General features: G+C 60.7%; 17 protein-coding genes. 13 read left to right on the top strand and 4 right to left on the bottom strand.

What is annotated here, in order from left to right:
* Positions 1-40 precede the first annotated feature (40 nt).
* Both ACYP2Q_RS07005 and ACYP2Q_RS07000 read left to right on the top strand, forming a co-directional pair.
* Positions 41-412, top strand: coding sequence for a hypothetical protein (locus tag ACYP2Q_RS07005; RefSeq protein WP_459729834.1), 372 nt, complete (start codon positions 41-43; stop codon positions 410-412).
* Positions 413-414: 2 nt separating this feature from the next.
* Positions 415-597 carry a DUF1289 domain-containing protein gene (locus ACYP2Q_RS07000; protein WP_459729833.1) on the top strand — a complete coding sequence of 61 codons (183 nt, stop codon included), beginning with the start codon at positions 415-417 and terminating at the stop codon, positions 595-597.
* Positions 598-601: 4 nt separating this feature from the next.
* Here the strand turns inward: ACYP2Q_RS07000 and ACYP2Q_RS06995 are convergent, their stop codons facing one another.
* Both ACYP2Q_RS06995 and ACYP2Q_RS06990 read right to left on the bottom strand, forming a co-directional pair.
* Positions 602-1,720: an MFS transporter gene (locus ACYP2Q_RS06995; protein ID WP_459729832.1), complete on the bottom strand. Its 1,119-nt coding sequence runs from the start codon at positions 1,718-1,720 to the stop codon at positions 602-604.
* Positions 1,721-1,803: 83 nt separating this feature from the next.
* Positions 1,804-2,727 carry a LysR family transcriptional regulator gene (locus ACYP2Q_RS06990; protein WP_459729831.1) on the bottom strand — a complete coding sequence of 308 codons (924 nt, stop codon included), beginning with the start codon at positions 2,725-2,727 and terminating at the stop codon, positions 1,804-1,806.
* A 293-nt stretch (positions 2,728-3,020) separates the two neighbouring features.
* Here ACYP2Q_RS06990 and ACYP2Q_RS06985 point away from each other — a divergent pair, with 293 nt between their 5' ends.
* The 10 genes from ACYP2Q_RS06985 (at position 3,021) to ACYP2Q_RS06940 (ending at position 13,788) form a co-directional block, all read left to right on the top strand.
* Entirely contained in the window at positions 3,021-4,394 is a 1,374-nt protein-coding gene (locus ACYP2Q_RS06985) for an MFS family transporter (protein ID WP_459729829.1), read from the top strand.
* A 338-nt stretch (positions 4,395-4,732) separates the two neighbouring features.
* Positions 4,733-5,272 (top strand): thiamine pyrophosphate-binding protein, encoded by a 540-nt coding sequence (locus ACYP2Q_RS06980; protein ID WP_003174430.1) that lies wholly within the window; start codon positions 4,733-4,735, stop codon positions 5,270-5,272.
* The gene (locus ACYP2Q_RS06975; protein WP_459729828.1) at positions 5,260-5,856 is read left to right on the top strand and encodes a thiamine pyrophosphate-dependent enzyme; all 597 of its coding nucleotides are present in this window, start codon (positions 5,260-5,262) and stop codon (positions 5,854-5,856) included. Before ACYP2Q_RS06980 ends, ACYP2Q_RS06975 begins: the two co-directional genes overlap by 13 nt.
* 63 nt (positions 5,857-5,919) lie before the next feature.
* On the top strand, positions 5,920-7,083 hold the full coding sequence (locus ACYP2Q_RS06970; protein ID WP_459729827.1) for an acyl-CoA dehydrogenase family protein: 1,164 nt from the start codon (positions 5,920-5,922) through the stop codon (positions 7,081-7,083).
* Positions 7,084-7,102: 19 nt separating this feature from the next.
* Positions 7,103-8,305 (top strand): CaiB/BaiF CoA transferase family protein, encoded by a 1,203-nt coding sequence (locus ACYP2Q_RS06965; protein WP_459729826.1) that lies wholly within the window; start codon positions 7,103-7,105, stop codon positions 8,303-8,305.
* A 39-nt stretch (positions 8,306-8,344) separates the two neighbouring features.
* Positions 8,345-9,190, top strand: coding sequence for an HTD2 family dehydratase (locus ACYP2Q_RS06960; protein WP_459729825.1), 846 nt, complete (start codon positions 8,345-8,347; stop codon positions 9,188-9,190).
* Complete coding sequence (locus tag ACYP2Q_RS06955) at positions 9,187-10,002, top strand: HpcH/HpaI aldolase/citrate lyase family protein (RefSeq protein ID WP_459729824.1); 816 nt, start codon at positions 9,187-9,189, stop codon at positions 10,000-10,002. Before ACYP2Q_RS06960 ends, ACYP2Q_RS06955 begins: the two co-directional genes overlap by 4 nt.
* Before the next feature lie 335 nt (positions 10,003-10,337).
* On the top strand, positions 10,338-11,672 hold the full coding sequence (locus tag ACYP2Q_RS06950) for an MFS transporter (protein ID WP_459729823.1): 1,335 nt from the start codon (positions 10,338-10,340) through the stop codon (positions 11,670-11,672).
* Between the two features lie 126 nt (positions 11,673-11,798).
* Positions 11,799-12,989 (top strand): OprD family porin, encoded by a 1,191-nt coding sequence (locus ACYP2Q_RS06945; protein ID WP_459730089.1) that lies wholly within the window; start codon positions 11,799-11,801, stop codon positions 12,987-12,989.
* 85 nt (positions 12,990-13,074) lie between these two features.
* Positions 13,075-13,788, top strand: a complete 714-nt coding sequence (locus tag ACYP2Q_RS06940; protein ID WP_459729822.1) for a GntR family transcriptional regulator — start codon at positions 13,075-13,077, stop codon at positions 13,786-13,788.
* A gap of 9 nt (positions 13,789-13,797) precedes the next feature.
* On the opposite strand, the gene ACYP2Q_RS06935 is transcribed toward ACYP2Q_RS06940, so the two are convergent.
* Together ACYP2Q_RS06935 and ACYP2Q_RS06930 are read right to left on the bottom strand one after the other, a co-directional pair.
* Positions 13,798-14,748 (bottom strand): PDR/VanB family oxidoreductase, encoded by a 951-nt coding sequence (locus ACYP2Q_RS06935; RefSeq protein ID WP_459729821.1) that lies wholly within the window; start codon positions 14,746-14,748, stop codon positions 13,798-13,800.
* Between the two features lie 74 nt (positions 14,749-14,822).
* Positions 14,823-15,881, bottom strand: a complete 1,059-nt coding sequence (locus ACYP2Q_RS06930; protein WP_459729820.1) for a Rieske 2Fe-2S domain-containing protein — start codon at positions 15,879-15,881, stop codon at positions 14,823-14,825.
* Positions 15,882-16,119: 238 nt separating this feature from the next.
* Between ACYP2Q_RS06930 and ACYP2Q_RS06925 the strand changes: the two genes are divergently transcribed.
* The gene (locus ACYP2Q_RS06925; RefSeq protein ID WP_459729819.1) at positions 16,120-17,457 is read left to right on the top strand and encodes an MFS transporter; all 1,338 of its coding nucleotides are present in this window, start codon (positions 16,120-16,122) and stop codon (positions 17,455-17,457) included.
* Positions 17,458-17,517: the final 60 nt, after the last annotated feature.

Raw genomic sequence — 17,517 nt, 5'->3', positions numbered from 1 at the left:
TCGAAAGCGCCCCCCGTTTTTATCTCCAAAGGAGCCCGCCATGCCCCTGGGCAAACGTGAACTTGCACGGATCGAGCGCCGTTTGATAGCGACACTGACCGACGCCTGCGAAACGGCAAAATCTGAAATCAAAGGTTTTACCTGGCTCACCCATACGGCTGACTTGAACGCGCTTGCCCAAACGCTGAAAGTGACCTGGGTGTTCGAAACGCTGGCCGACAAGAAACTTGCCCAGGCTGACTCGAAAGTGCGGATTCTAGAGCTGACGGCTATCGCACTGAAGGAGGCAGACATTGATCTCAAGCCTTCAGATCACACTGTTCGATTCGACTCTGAGGAGGAGTGCCAACGCAGCCATTGCGGCGATTGGCAGAAGCGCCTTGCTCAACTCGGCGTGTCCAGGGGTTATTGACGATGGCCAAGGAAATCGAAAACCCATGCATATCGGTTTGTCAGTTGAGCGGCGATCTGTGTGTGAGCTGCGGACGCAGCAAGGAAGACATCAGGCAGTGGAAACGCATGAAGAGGCCGGAAAAAATGGCCGCCGTGCAAAGGGCGAAAGTACGTTTGAAAGGGCTGAAGAAAGCACGCGGGTGAACTGTCATTGTTTTCGAACCCGATGCAACAGGCACGACACCAGTGCCACATTCAACACAGCCAGCGAACTGAGTCCAGCCAGCACACCGCCCGCCCCCCACGCTTGCACAAGGTAACCACCGGCAAGGGGGGTGAGTGCTTGTCCGATGAGTGAAGGTCGAGCCATCCGCCCCATCAGCAACACATACTGCGCTGGCGACATCAGGGTCAGTGGCAGCAGCCCCCGGACGATCGCTCGCAAACCATTGCCGGCACCATAGAGCACCAGGCCGAGCGCCGTCATGGCCGGTGCCAGGGTCACGACCGACAGGCCGACTGCCACCAGCACCACAGAGATCAAGGTCGTCCAGATGGGGTGACGCTTGCGCGAAAATACTTGCAGGACCCGCGAGCCTACCTGGCTCGGGCCCAGCAAAGCGCTGAAACCGATGGCAGCGGCCAATGAATATCCCTGGCCTTGAAGCAAGGACACAAGCTGCACGGAAATTGCCGTCATGATCACGGCACCCAACGCAAACACCATCGTCAGGAGCCAGTAGATCCGTCGATCGATCGAGAGGTTGCCATCGTGCAACGCGCTGTTTCTTGTGATTGAAACCGAGCCTCTCGGTAGCACCCACAGGTACAGTGGAGCCACCGTGAGTACTAACACTGCGCCGTAAGCCAGGCACGTCGAGCGCCAACTCACTGACTCGATGACCAGCGCAACCGCCGGCCAGGAAAGCGTTGTCGCAAACCCTGAAATCAACGTGATACCTGTAATCGCACCGCCTGCGCGCTCCCCGTACAGTGAACCCAGACAGGCGAACAGCGCTTCATACAAACCAAGCGCCATGCCGATTCCGATGACTGACCAAGCCAGTAAAAACAGCGGCAACGAAGTGGCGCTGGCCATCAGGAACAATCCGAGGGCGACGCCCAGGCCACTGCTGGCAAGCACTGGACGCCCACCATGGCGGGCGATCAGTCGACTGATCAACGGCGCCAGCAGCGCAGAAACAAGAATGCTCAGGGACAACGCGCCATAGACCCACTGGCTTGCCCAGCCTGTTTCTTCAATGATTGGATCGGCCATGACGGCCATCAGGAAGAATGAACCTCCCCAGACCAGGATTTGCAGCATCCCCAACAGGAAGATGCCGAACTTGCCAGGTAATGGCGTTTGAGTGCTCAAGACAATGTCCGACGGATTCGATTGCAGGTTGTTCAGAGCATGTGCCCTGCCCAGATTTCACGGCTGACCAGGTCGTCGGCAATCTCGATGAACGCATCGCCAACAAATTTTGCCGCCGGGCTGACTCGCCTGTCCGCGGCAAAGACCTGGACCAATTTGCGCATGGGAATGGGGTCGACCAAAGGCGCGGCACTGAGTACGCCCGCTTCGATTTGCGCGTAAATCGATGCCAGGGGCAAAGCAGTCAAGCCGAAGCCATTGCGAACCAGATCGATCATCGCGCCGAATGAATCGGCTTCAACGCTGGTCTTGAGCTTGATCCCGACTTCACGCGCACAATTATCCAGAATCACCCGCAGACTGTGGCGAGCGCTGGGCAACACCAAGGGCTGCTCGGCCAAAGACTCGAACGACACCGGTGTATCAAGGCGCAAGTTGGCGCTGGCGGGGCCGACCAGCAGCAGGTTCTCCATCATCACCGGCACGATGCGCAGCGTATGCAAGGGTTGCGGATCGTAGGAAATCGCCAGCTCCAATTCGCCACGCTGTACCCAATCGAGCAGGTAACCGCTGAAGGCGGAGGAGAACCTGATGGCGAGATCCGGATGCGCCTCCTTGATCTTGCGCACCAGAGGCACCGTGACAATTTCCGCTACCGTCGGCGTCGTACCGATGACCACCGTTCCCCGAAAAGAAGCTTTCCCGCCCGCAACAGAACTTCGAATGGACTCCATTTCTTCCATGATTCGGGTGGCATGCGCCAAGACTTCACGGCCGGCATCGGTGATTTCCATGCCGCGACCATGCCGATCAAAAAGGTAGGTGCCGAGTTCTTTTTCCAACAGGCGAATTTGCCTGCTCAGTGCCGGTTGCGCAATGTGAAGTCGGTCGGACGCCTTGCTGAGACTGCCAAGCTCGGCGACGTGAATCAGGGTCTTGAGTTGAACGACATCCATTAACAGGCCAGTCAGGGTCGGGCTCGGCGCGAAGTGCGTCGAATGTTCGATCAGTGTAAACGCATTAGCGGCCCTTGGAATGCCACAGGAACCGCGTCGCATGGCGCGTGGTGACCTGCGAGTGCCTGTATGCCCAAGCCCGCCGGGGCTGCAGGACAAGCTATAAAATTTCGGTATATCAGTTAGGCCTGGCCGGCGGCTTATTACCCTGGTCGGTCTGGGGTAGCGTGCAATCAACGTCGACGCCAAAAGCGCTCGACTGCCTACAAGAATAAGATTCGAGGGCTTGCGCCATGGCATCAACCAGCGATTCAACACACCACACTGAAAGACCTGATCAGGTAAAAAGTCCGAACCGCGTGAGAGCCATCATGGGTGCCTGCTCGGGCAATCTGGTGGAGTGGTACGACTTTTTCATCTACGCCTATACCGCCATCTACTTTGCGGCTTCGTTTTTTCCCAAGGGCGATACCACCAGCCAGCTGCTGGCAACCGCCGGCGTTTTCGCCGTGGGCTTTTTCATGCGTCCGTTGGGCGGCTGGATCTTTGGCTGGATTGCCGACACTCGCGGCCGCAAGGTATCGATGATCATCTCGGTGTTCATGATGTGCGCCGGCTCCCTGCTGATTGCCGTCATGCCCACCTATGAAACCATCGGAGTGGCTGCGCCGGTCATGCTCGTGGTCGCCAGACTGATCCAGGGCCTGTCCGTAGGCGCCGAGTACGGCACCGGCGCCACCTACATCAGTGAAATCGCGACGCCGGGTCGGCGCTGTTTCTATGGGTCGTTCCAGTACTTCACCATCATCGCCGGCCAGCTGCTGGCCCTGATGACCGTGGTCATTCTTCAACAAACGCTCAGTGGCGAGGAGTTGCGCGAATGGGGCTGGAGAATTCCGTTCTTCATCGGTGCCCTGAGCTCTATCGTCGTGGTGTATTTGCGCCGCGCGATGCACGAAACCGCCACCAAAAAAGACATGAACCGCAAGGATGCCGGCTCGCTGCGCGGCCTGTTCAAACACAAGCACGCGGTGGCACTGGTGGTAGCGTTTACCATTGGCGGCTCGCTTTACTTCTATACGTTCACCACCTACATGCAGAAGTTCCTCGTGATCTCTGCGGGGTTCAGTCCGGAAACGGTGAGCTTCATCATGACGGCCGCCCTGGTCGGCTTCATGTTCTGCCAGCCCCTCTTTGGCCTGCTCGCCGACCGCATCGGGATCAAGGTGCACATGCTGCTGTTTTCCGGGTTGGCCATGCTGCTGGTGATCCCGCTGCTGTATTCGCTGCAATCGGTCAGCAGTCCCTTTACTGCGTTCCTCCTGGTATTCGGCGGCCTGGCTATCGCGTCGCTGTACACCCCGATTGCCGGGATCGTCAAGGCTGAACTGTTCCCGCCCGCGGTACGCGCATTGGGCGTGGGGTTTCCTTATGCCGTCGGCAATGCGGCGTTCGGTGGCACCGCCGAATACGTGGCCCTGTCGCTTCGCTCGCAGGGTATCGAGGAGTATTTCTTCTTCTACGTCGCGGCCGTCGTCACCATCACGTTCATTGCCGCGATGCTGATGCCCAACCTGTCCCGCTTTGGGTACATCAGCGGCTCGGGGGAGATCGAAGAACGCACGGGAATGAGGGGCTACATCAAGTCGCAGCCTGCCGGGATCTGAAGTACTGACGATTACGCTGGTTTGTTAGCAGGGCCCATGATGATCCATGGGCCCTTTTTGCATCATCGGTTATTTACCATTAAATCGGCGCAGCGCCCTACTGTAGGAGCGAGCTTGCTCGCGAAGGACGTTAACGATAACGCGTGTTTTCTAGATGAACGCGGCGCTCTCAGGTTCTTCGCGAGCAAGCTCGCTCCTACAGGGGCAGCGTTGATCAGAGGGTCAGCCAGGCTATACCAAACAGGCATATCTCAAAGACAAAAACGGTAGTCGTTCTTCTCCTTCAGCACTCCCAGAATGTGTGAAAACACAAAGGCAGCACGGCTTGGGAGATGGGCATGTCAACAGAAGCTGAACAAACCGTGGGACAGGATTGGCAGGAGGACGTGTTTCGCGTGCTCAAGGCCCACGACGTCAAACACGTGGTCTTCGTACCGGATGCGGGTCACTCGGCGGCCATCCGTATGTCCTATGCCGATCCGGACATCAAGGCCGTGGTCCTCACCACCGAAGAAGAAGGCATCGGCTACCTCGCCGGCGCCTGGCTGGGCGGGGAACGCGGCGCACTGCTGATGCAGTCCAGCGGTGTCGGCAACTGCATCAACACCCTGGCCCTGCAAGTCTGCGCCGGCTTCCCGCTGCTGATGGTCGTCACCATGCGCGGCGACTGGGCCGAATTCAATGCCTGGCAGAACCCCATGGGCCAGGCCACCGAAGCCTCCCTGAACCTGATGAAAGTCATGACCTGGCGCGCGGACGTCCCTGCCGATGTCGCCCCCCTTCTGCACGGTGCCGCGACCATGGCCTTCAACGGCGACTCCGCCACTGCCCTGCTGCTCGGCCAGCGCCTGATTGGAGAAAAGAAATGGGTCAAGTAAGCGCAAACCACAGCCTGTGCCGCCGCGAAGTGGTCAAGGCCTTGCTGGCCGACCGCAAGGACGTGCTGGTCGTGACCGGCCTGGGTTCAGCGTCCTATGACGTCATGGCCGCTGGTGACAATGACCTGAATTATTACCTCTGGGCCGCCATGGGCAGCGCCATCACGGTGGGCCTGGGCCTGGCCAACGCACAGCCGGACAAGTCAGTCGTAGTGGTCACCGGTGACGGTGAGTTGCTCATGGGCTTCGGCGCCCTGGCCACCGTCGCGCTGCAAAAACCCGCCAACCTGACCATTGCGGTACTGGATAACGGCCACTTTGGCGAGACCGGCATGCAGGTCAGCCACGCCGGTTTCGGCATCTCCCTGGACCAGGTCGCGAAAACTTGCGGCTTCAGCTGGACCGATGAAATCCGCGACATGCAAGGCGTACACGACCTGCGCGAGCGCTTCGCAACCCGCGACGGCGTCAAGCTCGCGACGATCAAGATCAAGGCCGAAAACCCGCCACGGGCGCTGCCACCGCGTGATGGTCACTACGTCAAGAATCGCTTTCGTGCCGCGCTGGGTTTCAATCCGATCTGACCCTTTGCCCGTACCTGGTCACGCAGGGCAGCTGCCGTGCGTGGCGCGTTGAGGAGAATAATAATGACTGACCGCAACTCTGAAGAACTCAATGCCATCCGCGAGGGCGTACGCGCCCTGTGCGCCGAATTCGATGCCGCCTATTGGCGCAAGGTCGACGAAGAAAAAGGCTTTCCGGAAACCTTCGTCAAGGCACTGACCGACGCCGGCTGGCTGGCAGCGATGATTCCTGTCGAATACGGCGGCTCCGGCCTGGGCCTGGCCGAGGCCTCGGTGATCCTCGAAGAAGTGAACCGCTGCGGCGGTAACTCCGGCACCGTTCACGGCCAGATGTACAACATGTTCACCCTGCTGCGTCACGGCAGCGAGGCGCAGAAAAGCTATTACCTGCCTAAGCTTGCCAACGGTGAATTGCGCCTGCAATCGATGGGGGTGACCGAACCCACCACCGGCACCAACACCACCAAGATCAAGACCACCGCGATCAAGCGCGGCGACAAATACGTAATCAACGGGCAGAAGGTGTGGATCTCGCGCGTCCAGCATTCCGACCTGATGATCCTGCTGGCACGCACCACGCCGCTGGCCGAGGTGAAGAAGAAGTCCGAGGGCATGTCGATCTTCCTCGTCGACCTGCGCGAGGCCATCGGTAACGGCATGACCGTGCAGCCGATCGCCAACATGGTCAACCACGAGACCAACGAGTTGTTCTTCGACAACCTGGAGATCCCGGCTGACAGCCTGATTGGCGAGGAAGGCAAGGGCTTTCGCTACATCCTCGACGGCCTGAATGCCGAACGCACGCTGATCGCCGCCGAGTGCATTGGCGACGGGCGCTGGTTCATCGAAAAGGCCAGTGCCTATGCCCGCGACCGCGTCGTGTTCGGTCGCCCGATCGGGCAGAACCAGGGCGTGCAGTTCCCCATCGCCGAAGCCCACATCGAAATCGAAGCGGCTGACCTGATGCGCTGGCGTGCCTGCGAGGAATACGACAGCGGCATCAATGCCGGAGCCAGTGCCAACATGGCCAAGTACCTGGCGGCGAAAGCGTCCTGGGAAGCGGCTAACGCCTGCTTGCAGACCCACGGCGGATTCGGTTTTGCCTGCGAATACGACGTCGAGCGCAAATTCCGCGAAACCCGCCTGTATCAGGTCGCGCCCATCTCGACCAACCTGATCCTGTCCTATGTGGCCGAACACCTGCTCGAGCTGCCGCGCTCTTTCTGATAACAAGAGAGATAACCTCATGAGCCAGCCCAAAGGTCTACGTCCGCTCGATGGCTTGACCGTCGTCAGCCTCGAGCACGCCATTGCAGCGCCCTTCTGTACCCGCCAGCTGGCCGACCTCGGCGCGCGGGTGATCAAGGTCGAACGCCCGGGTACAGGGGATTTCGCCCGAGGCTACGACCAACGCGTCAACGGTCTGGCCTCGCACTTTGTCTGGACCAATCGATCGAAAGAAAGCCTGACCCTCGACCTGAAGCAAGCGTGCGCCACCGAGGTACTGGACAGTTTGCTGGCCACCGCCGATGTCCTGGTGCAGAACCTCGCGCCCGGTGCCGCTGCTCGAATGGGCCTGTCGTTCGAGGTATTGCATCAGCGATTTGCGCGCCTGATTGTTTGCGACATCTCAGGCTATGGCGTCGGTGGCCCCTATGAGAAGAAGAAAGCCTACGATCTGCTGATCCAGAGTGAAGGCGGGTTTCTGTCAGTCACCGGCGGACAGGGCGAGGAAGAAATGGCCAAGGCGGGTTGTTCGATTGCCGATATCGCCGCCGGCATGTACGCCTACACCGGCATCCTGTCAGCGCTGTTGTTACGTGATCGCACCGGTGAAGGCAGCCACCTCGATGTGTCGATGCTGGAAAGCCTGGTGGAGTGGATGAACTACCCGATGTACTACGCCTACGACAGAGCGCCTGCGCCCCCTCGTGCTGGCGCTGCGCACGCGACCATTTATCCCTACGGCCCCTTCCCGATCGGTGACGGCACCACCGTGATGCTGGGTTTGCAGAACGAGCGTGAATGGCAGCTGTTTTGCGAAAAGGTGCTGCTCACGCCTGAGCTAGTCAAGGACCCTCGTTTTTCGGCCAACTTCAAACGTGTCGAGAACCGCAGCGCGCTCCGGGAACTGATCATTGAAGCGTTCTCCACGCTTGACTTCGACGCGGTGATCGATCGCCTGGACCAGGCGCAGATCGCCAACGCCCGAGTGAACGACATGCAAGGCGTCTGGGACCACCCACAACTCCAGGCCCGTGACCGTTGGCGCGCAGTCGACACCTCTGCCGGCCCCATTCCAAGCCTGATCCCCCCTGGCAGCAACAGCGCTTTCGAGCCACGTATGGATGCCGTGCCGGGCCTTGGCCAACACACCGAACAGCTGCTCAGGGAGTTGGGGCTGGGGGCCGATCGCATTGGAGAAATGCGAGCCGCCGGGGCCATCTGACTGCAACGACCTGATCATCGACCGATGGGAGCAAACAACATGAGCAGCAGCCACGATTTTTCCGCCTGGATCGGACGACGCCAGGAAAGCCAGGACCGGATCAGTTTCACGCTGGTCAGGCGCATCGCCGCGACCTTGGGCGAGCCGGCACCACAACCCGGTGAACCGCTGCCACCCCTTTGGCATTGGGCATTTTTTCAGGAGCCGGTGGGCGCCAGCGAACTGGGACCCGATGGCCATCCAGCGCTCGGCGGTTTTTTGCCGCCGGCCCACAACCGCAATCGCATGTGGGCGGGCAGCCGCATCGAGTTTTACCAGCCGCTCAAGGTGGAGGCTGAAGTGACCTGTGTATCGACCATTCTCAACGTCGAGGAGAAGCACGGTCGCACGGGTTCCCTGCTGTTCGTCACGGTACGCCATGAGTTTTTCCAGGACGGCAAACGCGCCCTGCAGGATGATCAGGACATCGTTTATCGTGAACCTGTCCCGCCCAAGCTGGGCGGCACCGAACCGCTGCCTGAAAGCCAGTGGCAAGAATCGATCGAGCCCTCCCCGACCCTGCTGTTCCGCTACTCCGCCGTCACCTTCAATGGTCATCGGATTCACTATGACTGGCCGTACGTGACCGAGACCGAAGGTTATCCGGGGCTGGTGGTGCATGGTCCCTTGATCGCCACGTTGAACCTGCGTGCCTTCACCAAAGCACATCCGACTGCGCGCCTTGAGCGATTCAACTTCCGTGGCGTGCGACCGCTGATTTCGCCTCAACCTTTCGAAGTGGGCGGCCGCGTGATCGAAAACGGCAAGGCACAGGTCTGGGCTGGCAATCAGGACGGCACCGCACAGATCGGCGAGATTGAATTCAGCAATGGAGCAACGTCATGAGCCAATCAATTGTTCGCTCCGCCCTGTTCGTACCGGCCACTCGACCAGAGCGCATACCCAAGGCGCTCACCAGCGGCGCGGACCGGGTCATCGTCGACCTGGAGGATGCCGTGCAGGAAAACCTCAAGGAGCTGGCGAGGGAAAATCTTGACGCTTTCCTAAGCGAAACCCCGGATGCACGGATCCTGGTCCGTGTGAATGCCCCGGATCACCCGGCACATGGGGCCGACCTGGATCTTTGTCGGCGCCACGCCGGCGTGATCGGCATCCTGTTGCCCAAAGCCGAAACCGCGGCGCAGGTCATCACGGCGGCCGGTACTCAAAAACCGGTCTGGCCAATCGTCGAGAGCGCCAGGGGCCTGGCTGCACTCAACGAGATTGCCAATGCCCAAGGCGTTGAGCGTTTGTCCTTCGGCAGTCTTGATTTGAGCCTGGACCTGAACCTGACGACAGGCAGTCGTGGCGCTGAAGAAATACTGGGCCATGCTCGCTACGCCGTGTTGCTCGCGACGCGAATCGCCGGACTCGCGCCCGCGCTGGACGGGGTCTTTGCGTCGATTCAGGACACCGCCGGGCTGCTCGGCGCGGTGGGATATGCGCGGGACATGGGCTTTGGCGGCGCGCTGTGCATCCATCCAACCCAGGTCGCGATCATTCATCAGGCGCTAAGGCCCAGCCCGGAAGAAGTGCTCTGGGCGCAACGCATCATCGAAGCCGCCGGTTCAGGTGAGGGCGTTTTCGTGCTGGATGGGCAGATGGTCGATGCACCGGTCATGGGTCACGCGCAAGCCATTCTGGCTCGCTCGACATGATTAACGATCACCGACAGTGGATCCCTTACAGAAAACAACGACTTATGACCGATAATCGAACAGTTTATATAAATCGTTAACTATTTGATATTTAAGGAATTAATTCGTAAAAAACACAAACATGAGGTGAAATCTCATAAAATCCTACTTTCCAATGGATCCATAAATTGATTGACTGGCGCTGCACGGTGTCAGGTACAGCGCCTGCCCGCTCATAAAAATAACAAGGGTGTCGGGATGAATGACTTCTCAATCGGGTTCGAGCTTCGGCTTGCACCCAGCTTCGTGTGCCTTTCTCGCTTTACCGTTACCCAGCCTCTTCTCGAGGGGCAGCCATGAGTGTCGATCTGAAGAGCGTGGTAGATGAGCGCCCCATGGCGCGCTTCCAGTGGCTGGCCGTGGGTATCTGCATTGTCCTGAACATGATCGATGGCTTCGACGTGCTGGTGATGGCCTTCACGGCCTCCTCGGTGTCCGCCGAATGGGGCTTGAATGGCGCGCAGATCGGCTTGCTGTTGAGTGCCGGATTGTTTGGCATGGCGGCAGGTTCTCTGTTCATTGCGCCGTGGGCGGATCGTTATGGTCGCCGGCCGTTGATCCTGTTGTGCCTGCTGCTTTCAGGTGCCGGCATGCTGTTGTCGGCCCTGAGCCAGTCGCCGCTGCAACTGGCGCTGCTGCGCGGGTTGACCGGCCTGGGGATCGGCGGAATCCTGGCCAGCAGTAACGTGATTGCCAGCGAATATGCCAACAAGCGCTGGCGCGGGCTGGCGGTGAGCCTGCAATCCACCGGTTATGCCTTGGGTGCGACCCTGGGCGGGCTGTTGTCGGTGTGGCTGCTGACGCACTTTGGCTGGCGTTCGGTGTTCATCTTCGGGGGTGCCGTGACCCTGGCGGTGATTCCTTTGGTGCTGCTGTATTTGCCTGAATCGCTGGACTTCCTGATCGCTCGTCGCCCCGTGAATGCCCTGGCACGCATCAATCGCCTGGCCGCCCGCCTCGGCCAGCCTGCACTGCGCGAACTGCCCGTGGCCCTATCGGCGCCGACTTCCGGCCGTGGCCGCCTGGCGCAGTTGCTCTCGGCGGATTCGCGGCGCACCACCCTGCTGATCTGGCTGCTGTTCTTCCTGGTGATGTTCGGCTTCTACTTCGTGATGAGCTGGACGCCCAAGCTGCTGGTCTCGGCTGGGCTATCGGCACAGCAAGGCATCAGCGGCGGCGTGCTGCTGAGCGTCGGCGGTATCTTCGGCGCCGCGCTGATCGGCGGCCTGGCCTCGCGCTGGCGGCTGACCCGGGTGCTGTCGCTGTTCATGCTGATTACCGCGGGCCTGCTGGTGCTGTTCGTCGGCTCCGCTTCATCGGTCTCGATGGCACTCGGCCTGGGCCTGCTGATCGGGCTGTTCGCCAACGGCTGCGTGGCGGGCTTGTACGCACTGTCGCCGATTGTCTACGACGCTTCAGTGCGCACCACGGGGGTCGGTTGGGGCATCGGTATCGGGCGCATCGGCGCGATCCTGTCGCCCACCGTCGCCGGCCTGCTCCTGGACAGCGGCTGGCAACCACTGCACCTGTATGGGGTGTTTGCCGTGGTGTTCGTGATTGCCGCCGCGGTGCTGCTGCAACTGCGGCCCAACGCCCCTGCGCAACCTGCTGCCCAACCTAGCCGGGCCTGAACCAATGCAAAGCGGTAGCGAGGGCTGACCTCGCTACTGACTCCATCCGCCAGGAAAACAACAATAATGACTTACCTTTCTCTCCCTCCCCGGGCCTTGCTCGGCGGTGCAATAGCGCTTGCCCTGATGCCTTCGGCGCAAGCTGAAAGCAATGGTTTTTTCGAAGATTCCAAGACCAGCCTGACGTTGCGAAATTACTACTTCAATCGGGACTTCAACGATTCCGGCGCCAGCAAGAGCAAGATCGAAGAATGGGCCCAGGGCGCGATTCTCAAGTTCAGCTCCGGCTACACCCCAGGCGTTGTCGGCTTTGGCCTTGACGGTATCGCGATGCTCGGCGTCAAGCTTGACAGCGGCCCGCAACGCAGCGGTTCGGAGCTGCTGCCGGTGCACGACGATGGCCGCGCCGCCGACGACTACGGGCGCGCGGGGCTGGCGGCAAAAATGCGAATTTCCGACACCGAGCTGATGCTCGGCGAGCTCATGCCGGATATTCCGCTGCTGCGCTACGACGACGGACGCCTGCTGCCACAGACCTTCCAGGGCGCCATGCTAGTGTCCCGGGAGCTTCCCGGCCTGAGCCTGCAGGGCGGTCAATACACCTCGGTGAGCCTGCGCAATTCCTCGGACATGCAAGACCTCTCGGCCTGGGCTGCGCCCACCGTCAAGTCGGACGCCTTCAACTATACAGGCGCCGAATACCGCTTCAACGAACAACAGACCCAGATCGGCGCCTGGTACTCGCAGCTCGAAGACATCTATCAGCAAAGCTATCTGAACCTGTTGCATAAACAGAAAGTCGGTGACTGGACCCTGGGCGCAAACCTGGGCTACTTCATCGACAAGGATGACGGCAGCGCCCTGATCGGCAATGTACAGAGCCATACCGCCTACGGGCTGTTCTCGGCCAACCTGGGTGGCCACACCCTGTACCTGGGGCTGCAAAAGGTCAGCGGCGATACTGGCTGGATGTCCGTGTATGGCAGCAGCGGGCGCACCCTGGGCAACGACATGTTCAACGGCAACTTCAGCAACGCCGACGAGCGTTCCTGGCAGGCGCGATATGACTACAACTTCGTTGCCGTCGGCCTCCCTGGCCTGCTGCTGATGACCCGCTACGGTCACGGCGACAACGCCACCACCAAGGCCGGCAGCAACGGCAAGGAATGGGAACGTGACACCGAGGTCAGCTACACCCTGCAAAGCGGTCCGCTGAAGAACCTCAGCCTGAGGGTCAACAACGCCACCAACCGTCGCAGCTTCAACAGCGACTTCGATCAGACCCGCGTGATCGTCAGCTACCCGCTGTCCCTCTGATCCTCCCGCCAGGGGCGCTTTGTCGCCCCTGTATCTCTGCCCTCCTTGCGTTACTATGGCGAACCAACTTCTGGAAGTCGCCTGCATGAGCAAACCGGGTCAAATGGTGCTGGTCGCACTGCGCAAAATGATCGCTTCGGGCGAACTCGCGGCCGGCGAACGGCTGATGGAGATCCCGACGGCGGAACGCTTCGGCGTCTCGCGCATGCCGGTGCGCATGGCCTTTCTTACCCTGGAACAGGAAGGCTTGCTGGTGCGCCATGGTGGCCGGGGCTATCAGGTGCGCTCGGTGAGTGCCGACGATATCGCCGGTGCTGTTGAGGTGCGCGGGGTGCTGGAGGGGCTGGCGGCGCGGCAGAGCGCTGAACGCGGTTTGAGTGAAGAGGCACAGGCGGCGCTGCGCGAATGCCTGGTGCAGGGCGATGCGCTGTTCGACAAGGGTTACGTGACGGAAGAAGACCTCGAGGCGTTCCATGACCTCAACATGCGCTTTCACCAGGTGATCGTCGACAGCAGCGCCAACCCGGCGATTGCCGAAGCCCTGGCGCGCAACGACCATCGCCCCTTCGCTTCAGTGTCGGCGCTGGCGATCGATCGCCAGGACATGGCGCGCGAATACCGGCGCTTCAACTTCGCGCACATGCAACACCACTCGGTCTTCGACGCGCTGGTCAGTCGCCAGGGCGCACGCGCGGAAGCCATCATGCGTGAACACGCCAATGCGACACTGCGTTACGCCGAGGTCTTCGGGGCGATCAGCAACGGCGACCGGATGAAAGTGATCGCCCGCGGCGAGTGATCGGCAGGTTCAGAGATCCAGCACCAACAGCTTGGACTTCGCCCTCGAACAACAAGGCGTGAACTGATCATTGGCCGCTTGCTCTTCTTCGGTGAGGAACAGGTCACGGTGCTCCGGCACCCCTTCCAGCACACGGGTCAGGCAGGTGCCGCAGATGCCCTGCTCACAGGAAAGCGCAATCTCGACGCCGTGACTTTCCAGCACCTGGACCACCGTCTTGTCGGCCGGAATGTCGAACACCTGCCCGCTGCTGCCCAGCTTGACCTGGAACGACCCATCGGCACTGGTATCCACCGGCGCCGCGGCGAAGTATTCACGGTGCAACTGGCCATCGCTCCAACCCTGGGCCTTGGCGCTGTCGAGTACATGCTGCATGAACCCTGAAGGGCCGCAGACATACAGGTGCAAGTCAGGCCGCGGATTGGCCAGGACGCTGGCGGCGTCCAGGCGCGAACCGGCCTCTTCATCGAAATGCAGGTGCACGCGATCGGCAAACGCGGCGCCTTTTAGTCGCTCGACAAATGCCGCGCGCTCACTGGAGCGAGCGCAGTAGTGCAGCTCGAAATCGGCGCCGCTGTGGGCCAGTTGCTCGGCCATGCACAGGATCGGGGTGATGCCGATGCCGCCGGCGAACAACAGGCTGCGCCGCCCCTCGGTCACCAGCGGGAACAGGTTGCGCGGCTCACTGATGAACAGGCGGTCGCCGCTGTTGATCTGCTCGTGCAGGCCTTGGGATCCACCGCGCGAGGCGACATCCTTGAGCACGCCGATCAAGTAGCGATGGCGCTCTTGCGGGTGATTGCACAGCGAGTACTGGCGGATCAGCCCGCCGGGCAGGTGCACGTCGATATGGGCCCCGGCACTGAAGCCGGGCAATTGCCCGCCTTGGGCACAGGCCAGTTCGTAGCTGCAGATATCCAGCGCTTCGTTGTTGCGGGATGTCACGACGACTTCAATCATGGCGCACCTTCAAGACCGGCCACCGCAGTGGCCGGGAACAGGATCAATGGGAGTGGACTGGCGTAGCGCTCGAGCTAGTTGGCCGTGGCAATCAGCTCGACAGCCGGCGCGCGCTCACGGGCGATGATTCGCTCCAGCACGCGCCTGGACTGCACACCGCCGGCATCGATATTGAGCTTGAGCAGGTTGCGCTCGGGGTTGGCCAGCAGGTTCTTCTGCTGCTGTTCGAGCATGTCGAGGTCTTCGCTGAAGATCTTGCCCTGGCCCTCGCGGATGGTCGCGGTCAGTTCTTCGTCGTGGGGATTGAAATTGCGTGCCATGCCCCAGAAGTACCAGATCGACGTCTCGGTTTGCGGGGTAATGAAGTCGACCACGATGCTCGCGGCCTTGTGTTGCGGCTCGGCGTTGTAACCACCCTTGCCGGCGTGTGCCACGCCCACCTCGATCAATACGTGACTGGGTGGGCTGAAGCGGCAGATCTGCCAGCGGTCCACCGGCACGTCGTCGGCCAGGTTGTTGCCCCGCAGGGCCATGCGCCAGAACGGGGGCGCCATGATGTTTTCCATGTGCCGCGCGGTGACCACCTCGTCACCCTCGACGGTGGTGACCGGCGCCGCTTCATCGATCTCTTTCTGGCCGATGCTCGAGGCGTGCACGTAGGTTTCGTGGGTGAGGTCCATCAGGTTATCGATCATCAGTCGATAGTCGCAATTGATGTGGAACAGCCCACCACCGTAGGCCCACTCATCGCTGACCGCCCACTCCAGATGATGAATCAATGCAGGGTCAGCCTTGTCCTGCTCGCCGGGCCAGACCCAGATGAAACCGTAACGCTCTTCAACAGCGTAGGTCTTGTTGCACGGAAAACCCCGTACGCGCTGGCCGGGCATCTCGACAGTCTTGCCATCGCAACCCATGACCAGGCCGTGGTAGCCACAGACCAGGTTGCCATTTTCAACATAACCCAGCGAAAGGGGGGCGCCGCGGTGTGGGCAAAAATCCTCGACGGCGGCCACACGCCCTTCCTGCCCTCGGTAAAAAACGATTTTCTCACCGCAGATCTGCCGCCCCAGGGGCTTGGACGCGATCTCGTCGGGGGTGCAGGCGACATACCAGGTGTTTTTCGGATACATAGGGTTCTCCGGGACAGGCTTGTTTTTATGGATCCATTTGAGCGGACAACCCTGATGTAAGTCAAGCTTTTTGCGGACAAATGGACATTAATGGATCCATTAAAGCCAAAACAGTGACATTCGAGCGTTTGATGTAGGCGAAGTCGGTTCTGACTACGTGGATGACACTTTTGAAGTGAGCCGCCTAAGCGCCTGCCTCGATAATCGATAGCTTACTGACGAACTGTCGAGGTCAAGCATGACGAGCACAACTACGGAACAAGTCAGCCCGAAAACCCTGAGAAGGGTGATCGTGGCCGCCGGCATCGGCAATTTCGTCGAGTGGTTCGACTTCGCCGTCTACGGCTTTCTGGCCACCACCATCGCCCAGCAATTTTTCCCCAGCGGCGATGCCAGTGCCGCGCTGCTCAAGACCTTTGCGGTATTTGCCGTGGCGTTTGCGTTTCGGCCCCTTGGCGGGATTTTCTTCGGCATGCTCGGAGACAGGATCGGCCGCAAGCGCACCCTGGCGATGACGATTCTGCTGATGGCCGGTGCGACGACCCTGATCGGCCTGTTGCCCACTTACGCAGCGATCGGGGTCGCAGCGCCGATTCTTCTGTCGCTGATCCGTTGCGCCCAGGGTTTTTCAGCCGGCGGCGAATATGCTGGCGCCTGTGCCTACCTGATGGAACATGCACCGAACGATAAACGCGCCTGGTACGGCAGCTTCATCCCGGTGTCGACCTTTTCCGCCTTCGCCGCGGCCGCCGTGGTGGCCTACGCCCTCGAGGCGTCGTTATCGGCCGAAGCGATGGGCAGCTGGGGCTGGCGCCTGCCGTTCCTGATTGCCGCGCCGCTGGGCCTGGTGGGTCTTTATTTGCGCTGCAAGCTCGATGAGACACCGGCGTTCCAGGCGGTGACCGAGGAACACGCCGTGGCCCATTCCCCACTCAAGGAAACGTTGCGCAACCATGGTGCGGCCATCTGTTGCCTGGGCGCCTTCGTGTCGCTCACGGCGCTGTCGTTCTACATGTTCACCACCTACTTCGCGACCTACCTGCAAGTCGCGGGCGGCCTGAGTCGCGCCACAGCCTTGCTGGTGTCACTGATTGCCCTGCTGTTCGCGGCGGCCATCTGCCCGCTGGCCGGGCTGTATTCGGACCGGGTCGGGCGGCGAATGACGGTGATGACCGCGTGCGCCCTGTTGATCGTGGCCGTGTATCCAGCGTTCCTGCTCGCCAGCTCCGGCTCGTTCGCAGCGTCCGTCGCCGGCGTGATGCTGCTGGCGGTCGGCGCAGTGTTGTGTGGCGTGGTCACCGCCGCCCTGCTTTCGGAAACCTTCCCCACCCGCACCCGATACACCGCCTCGGCAATCACCTACAACATGGCCTACACGATTTTCGGCGGCACTGCGCCGCTGGTGGCTACCTGGCTGATCAGCACCACCGGCAGCAACCTGTCGCCGGCTTTCTATTTGATCGCGATTGCCCTGCTGGCATTGGCGGGTGGGCTGGCATTGCCGGAGACGTCACGGATTTCCCTGCATGACGTGCAGGCAGATGCAAAAGGCGCAGGCGTGAGGGCTGCGGCCTGAAAGCTCCCATTCACGGTCAGTTGTAAGCGTAAGTATTCATTAGGTTTTTCTGATTTCGTG

It is taken from the genome of Pseudomonas sp. MHK4 (assembly GCF_054600775.1).
Note: the sequence above shows the minus strand (reverse complement) of the source record. Positions and strands in the feature narration are given on the sequence as shown.

Bases quoted from the DNA above. Each gene is read 5' to 3' on its own strand.
- ACYP2Q_RS07005 (WP_459729834.1), top strand. From the start codon at position 41: ATGCCCCTGGGCAAACGTGAACTTGCACGGATCGAGCGCCGTTTGATA.
- ACYP2Q_RS07000 (WP_459729833.1), top strand. From the start codon at position 415: ATGGCCAAGGAAATCGAAAACCCATGCATATCGGTTTGTCAGTTGAGC.
- ACYP2Q_RS06995 (WP_459729832.1), bottom strand. From the start codon at position 1,720: ATGCTGCAAATCCTGGTCTGGGGAGGTTCATTCTTCCTGATGGCCGTC.
- ACYP2Q_RS06990 (WP_459729831.1), bottom strand. From the start codon at position 2,727: ATGGATGTCGTTCAACTCAAGACCCTGATTCACGTCGCCGAGCTTGGC.
- ACYP2Q_RS06985 (WP_459729829.1), top strand. From the start codon at position 3,021: ATGGCATCAACCAGCGATTCAACACACCACACTGAAAGACCTGATCAG.
- ACYP2Q_RS06980 (WP_003174430.1), top strand. From the start codon at position 4,733: ATGTCAACAGAAGCTGAACAAACCGTGGGACAGGATTGGCAGGAGGAC.
- ACYP2Q_RS06975 (WP_459729828.1), top strand. From the start codon at position 5,260: ATGGGTCAAGTAAGCGCAAACCACAGCCTGTGCCGCCGCGAAGTGGTC.
- ACYP2Q_RS06970 (WP_459729827.1), top strand. From the start codon at position 5,920: ATGACTGACCGCAACTCTGAAGAACTCAATGCCATCCGCGAGGGCGTA.
- ACYP2Q_RS06965 (WP_459729826.1), top strand. From the start codon at position 7,103: ATGAGCCAGCCCAAAGGTCTACGTCCGCTCGATGGCTTGACCGTCGTC.
- ACYP2Q_RS06960 (WP_459729825.1), top strand. From the start codon at position 8,345: ATGAGCAGCAGCCACGATTTTTCCGCCTGGATCGGACGACGCCAGGAA.
- ACYP2Q_RS06955 (WP_459729824.1), top strand. From the start codon at position 9,187: ATGAGCCAATCAATTGTTCGCTCCGCCCTGTTCGTACCGGCCACTCGA.
- ACYP2Q_RS06950 (WP_459729823.1), top strand. From the start codon at position 10,338: ATGAGTGTCGATCTGAAGAGCGTGGTAGATGAGCGCCCCATGGCGCGC.
- ACYP2Q_RS06945 (WP_459730089.1), top strand. From the start codon at position 11,799: ATGCCTTCGGCGCAAGCTGAAAGCAATGGTTTTTTCGAAGATTCCAAG.
- ACYP2Q_RS06940 (WP_459729822.1), top strand. From the start codon at position 13,075: ATGAGCAAACCGGGTCAAATGGTGCTGGTCGCACTGCGCAAAATGATC.
- ACYP2Q_RS06935 (WP_459729821.1), bottom strand. From the start codon at position 14,748: ATGATTGAAGTCGTCGTGACATCCCGCAACAACGAAGCGCTGGATATC.
- ACYP2Q_RS06930 (WP_459729820.1), bottom strand. From the start codon at position 15,881: ATGTATCCGAAAAACACCTGGTATGTCGCCTGCACCCCCGACGAGATC.
- ACYP2Q_RS06925 (WP_459729819.1), top strand. From the start codon at position 16,120: ATGACGAGCACAACTACGGAACAAGTCAGCCCGAAAACCCTGAGAAGG.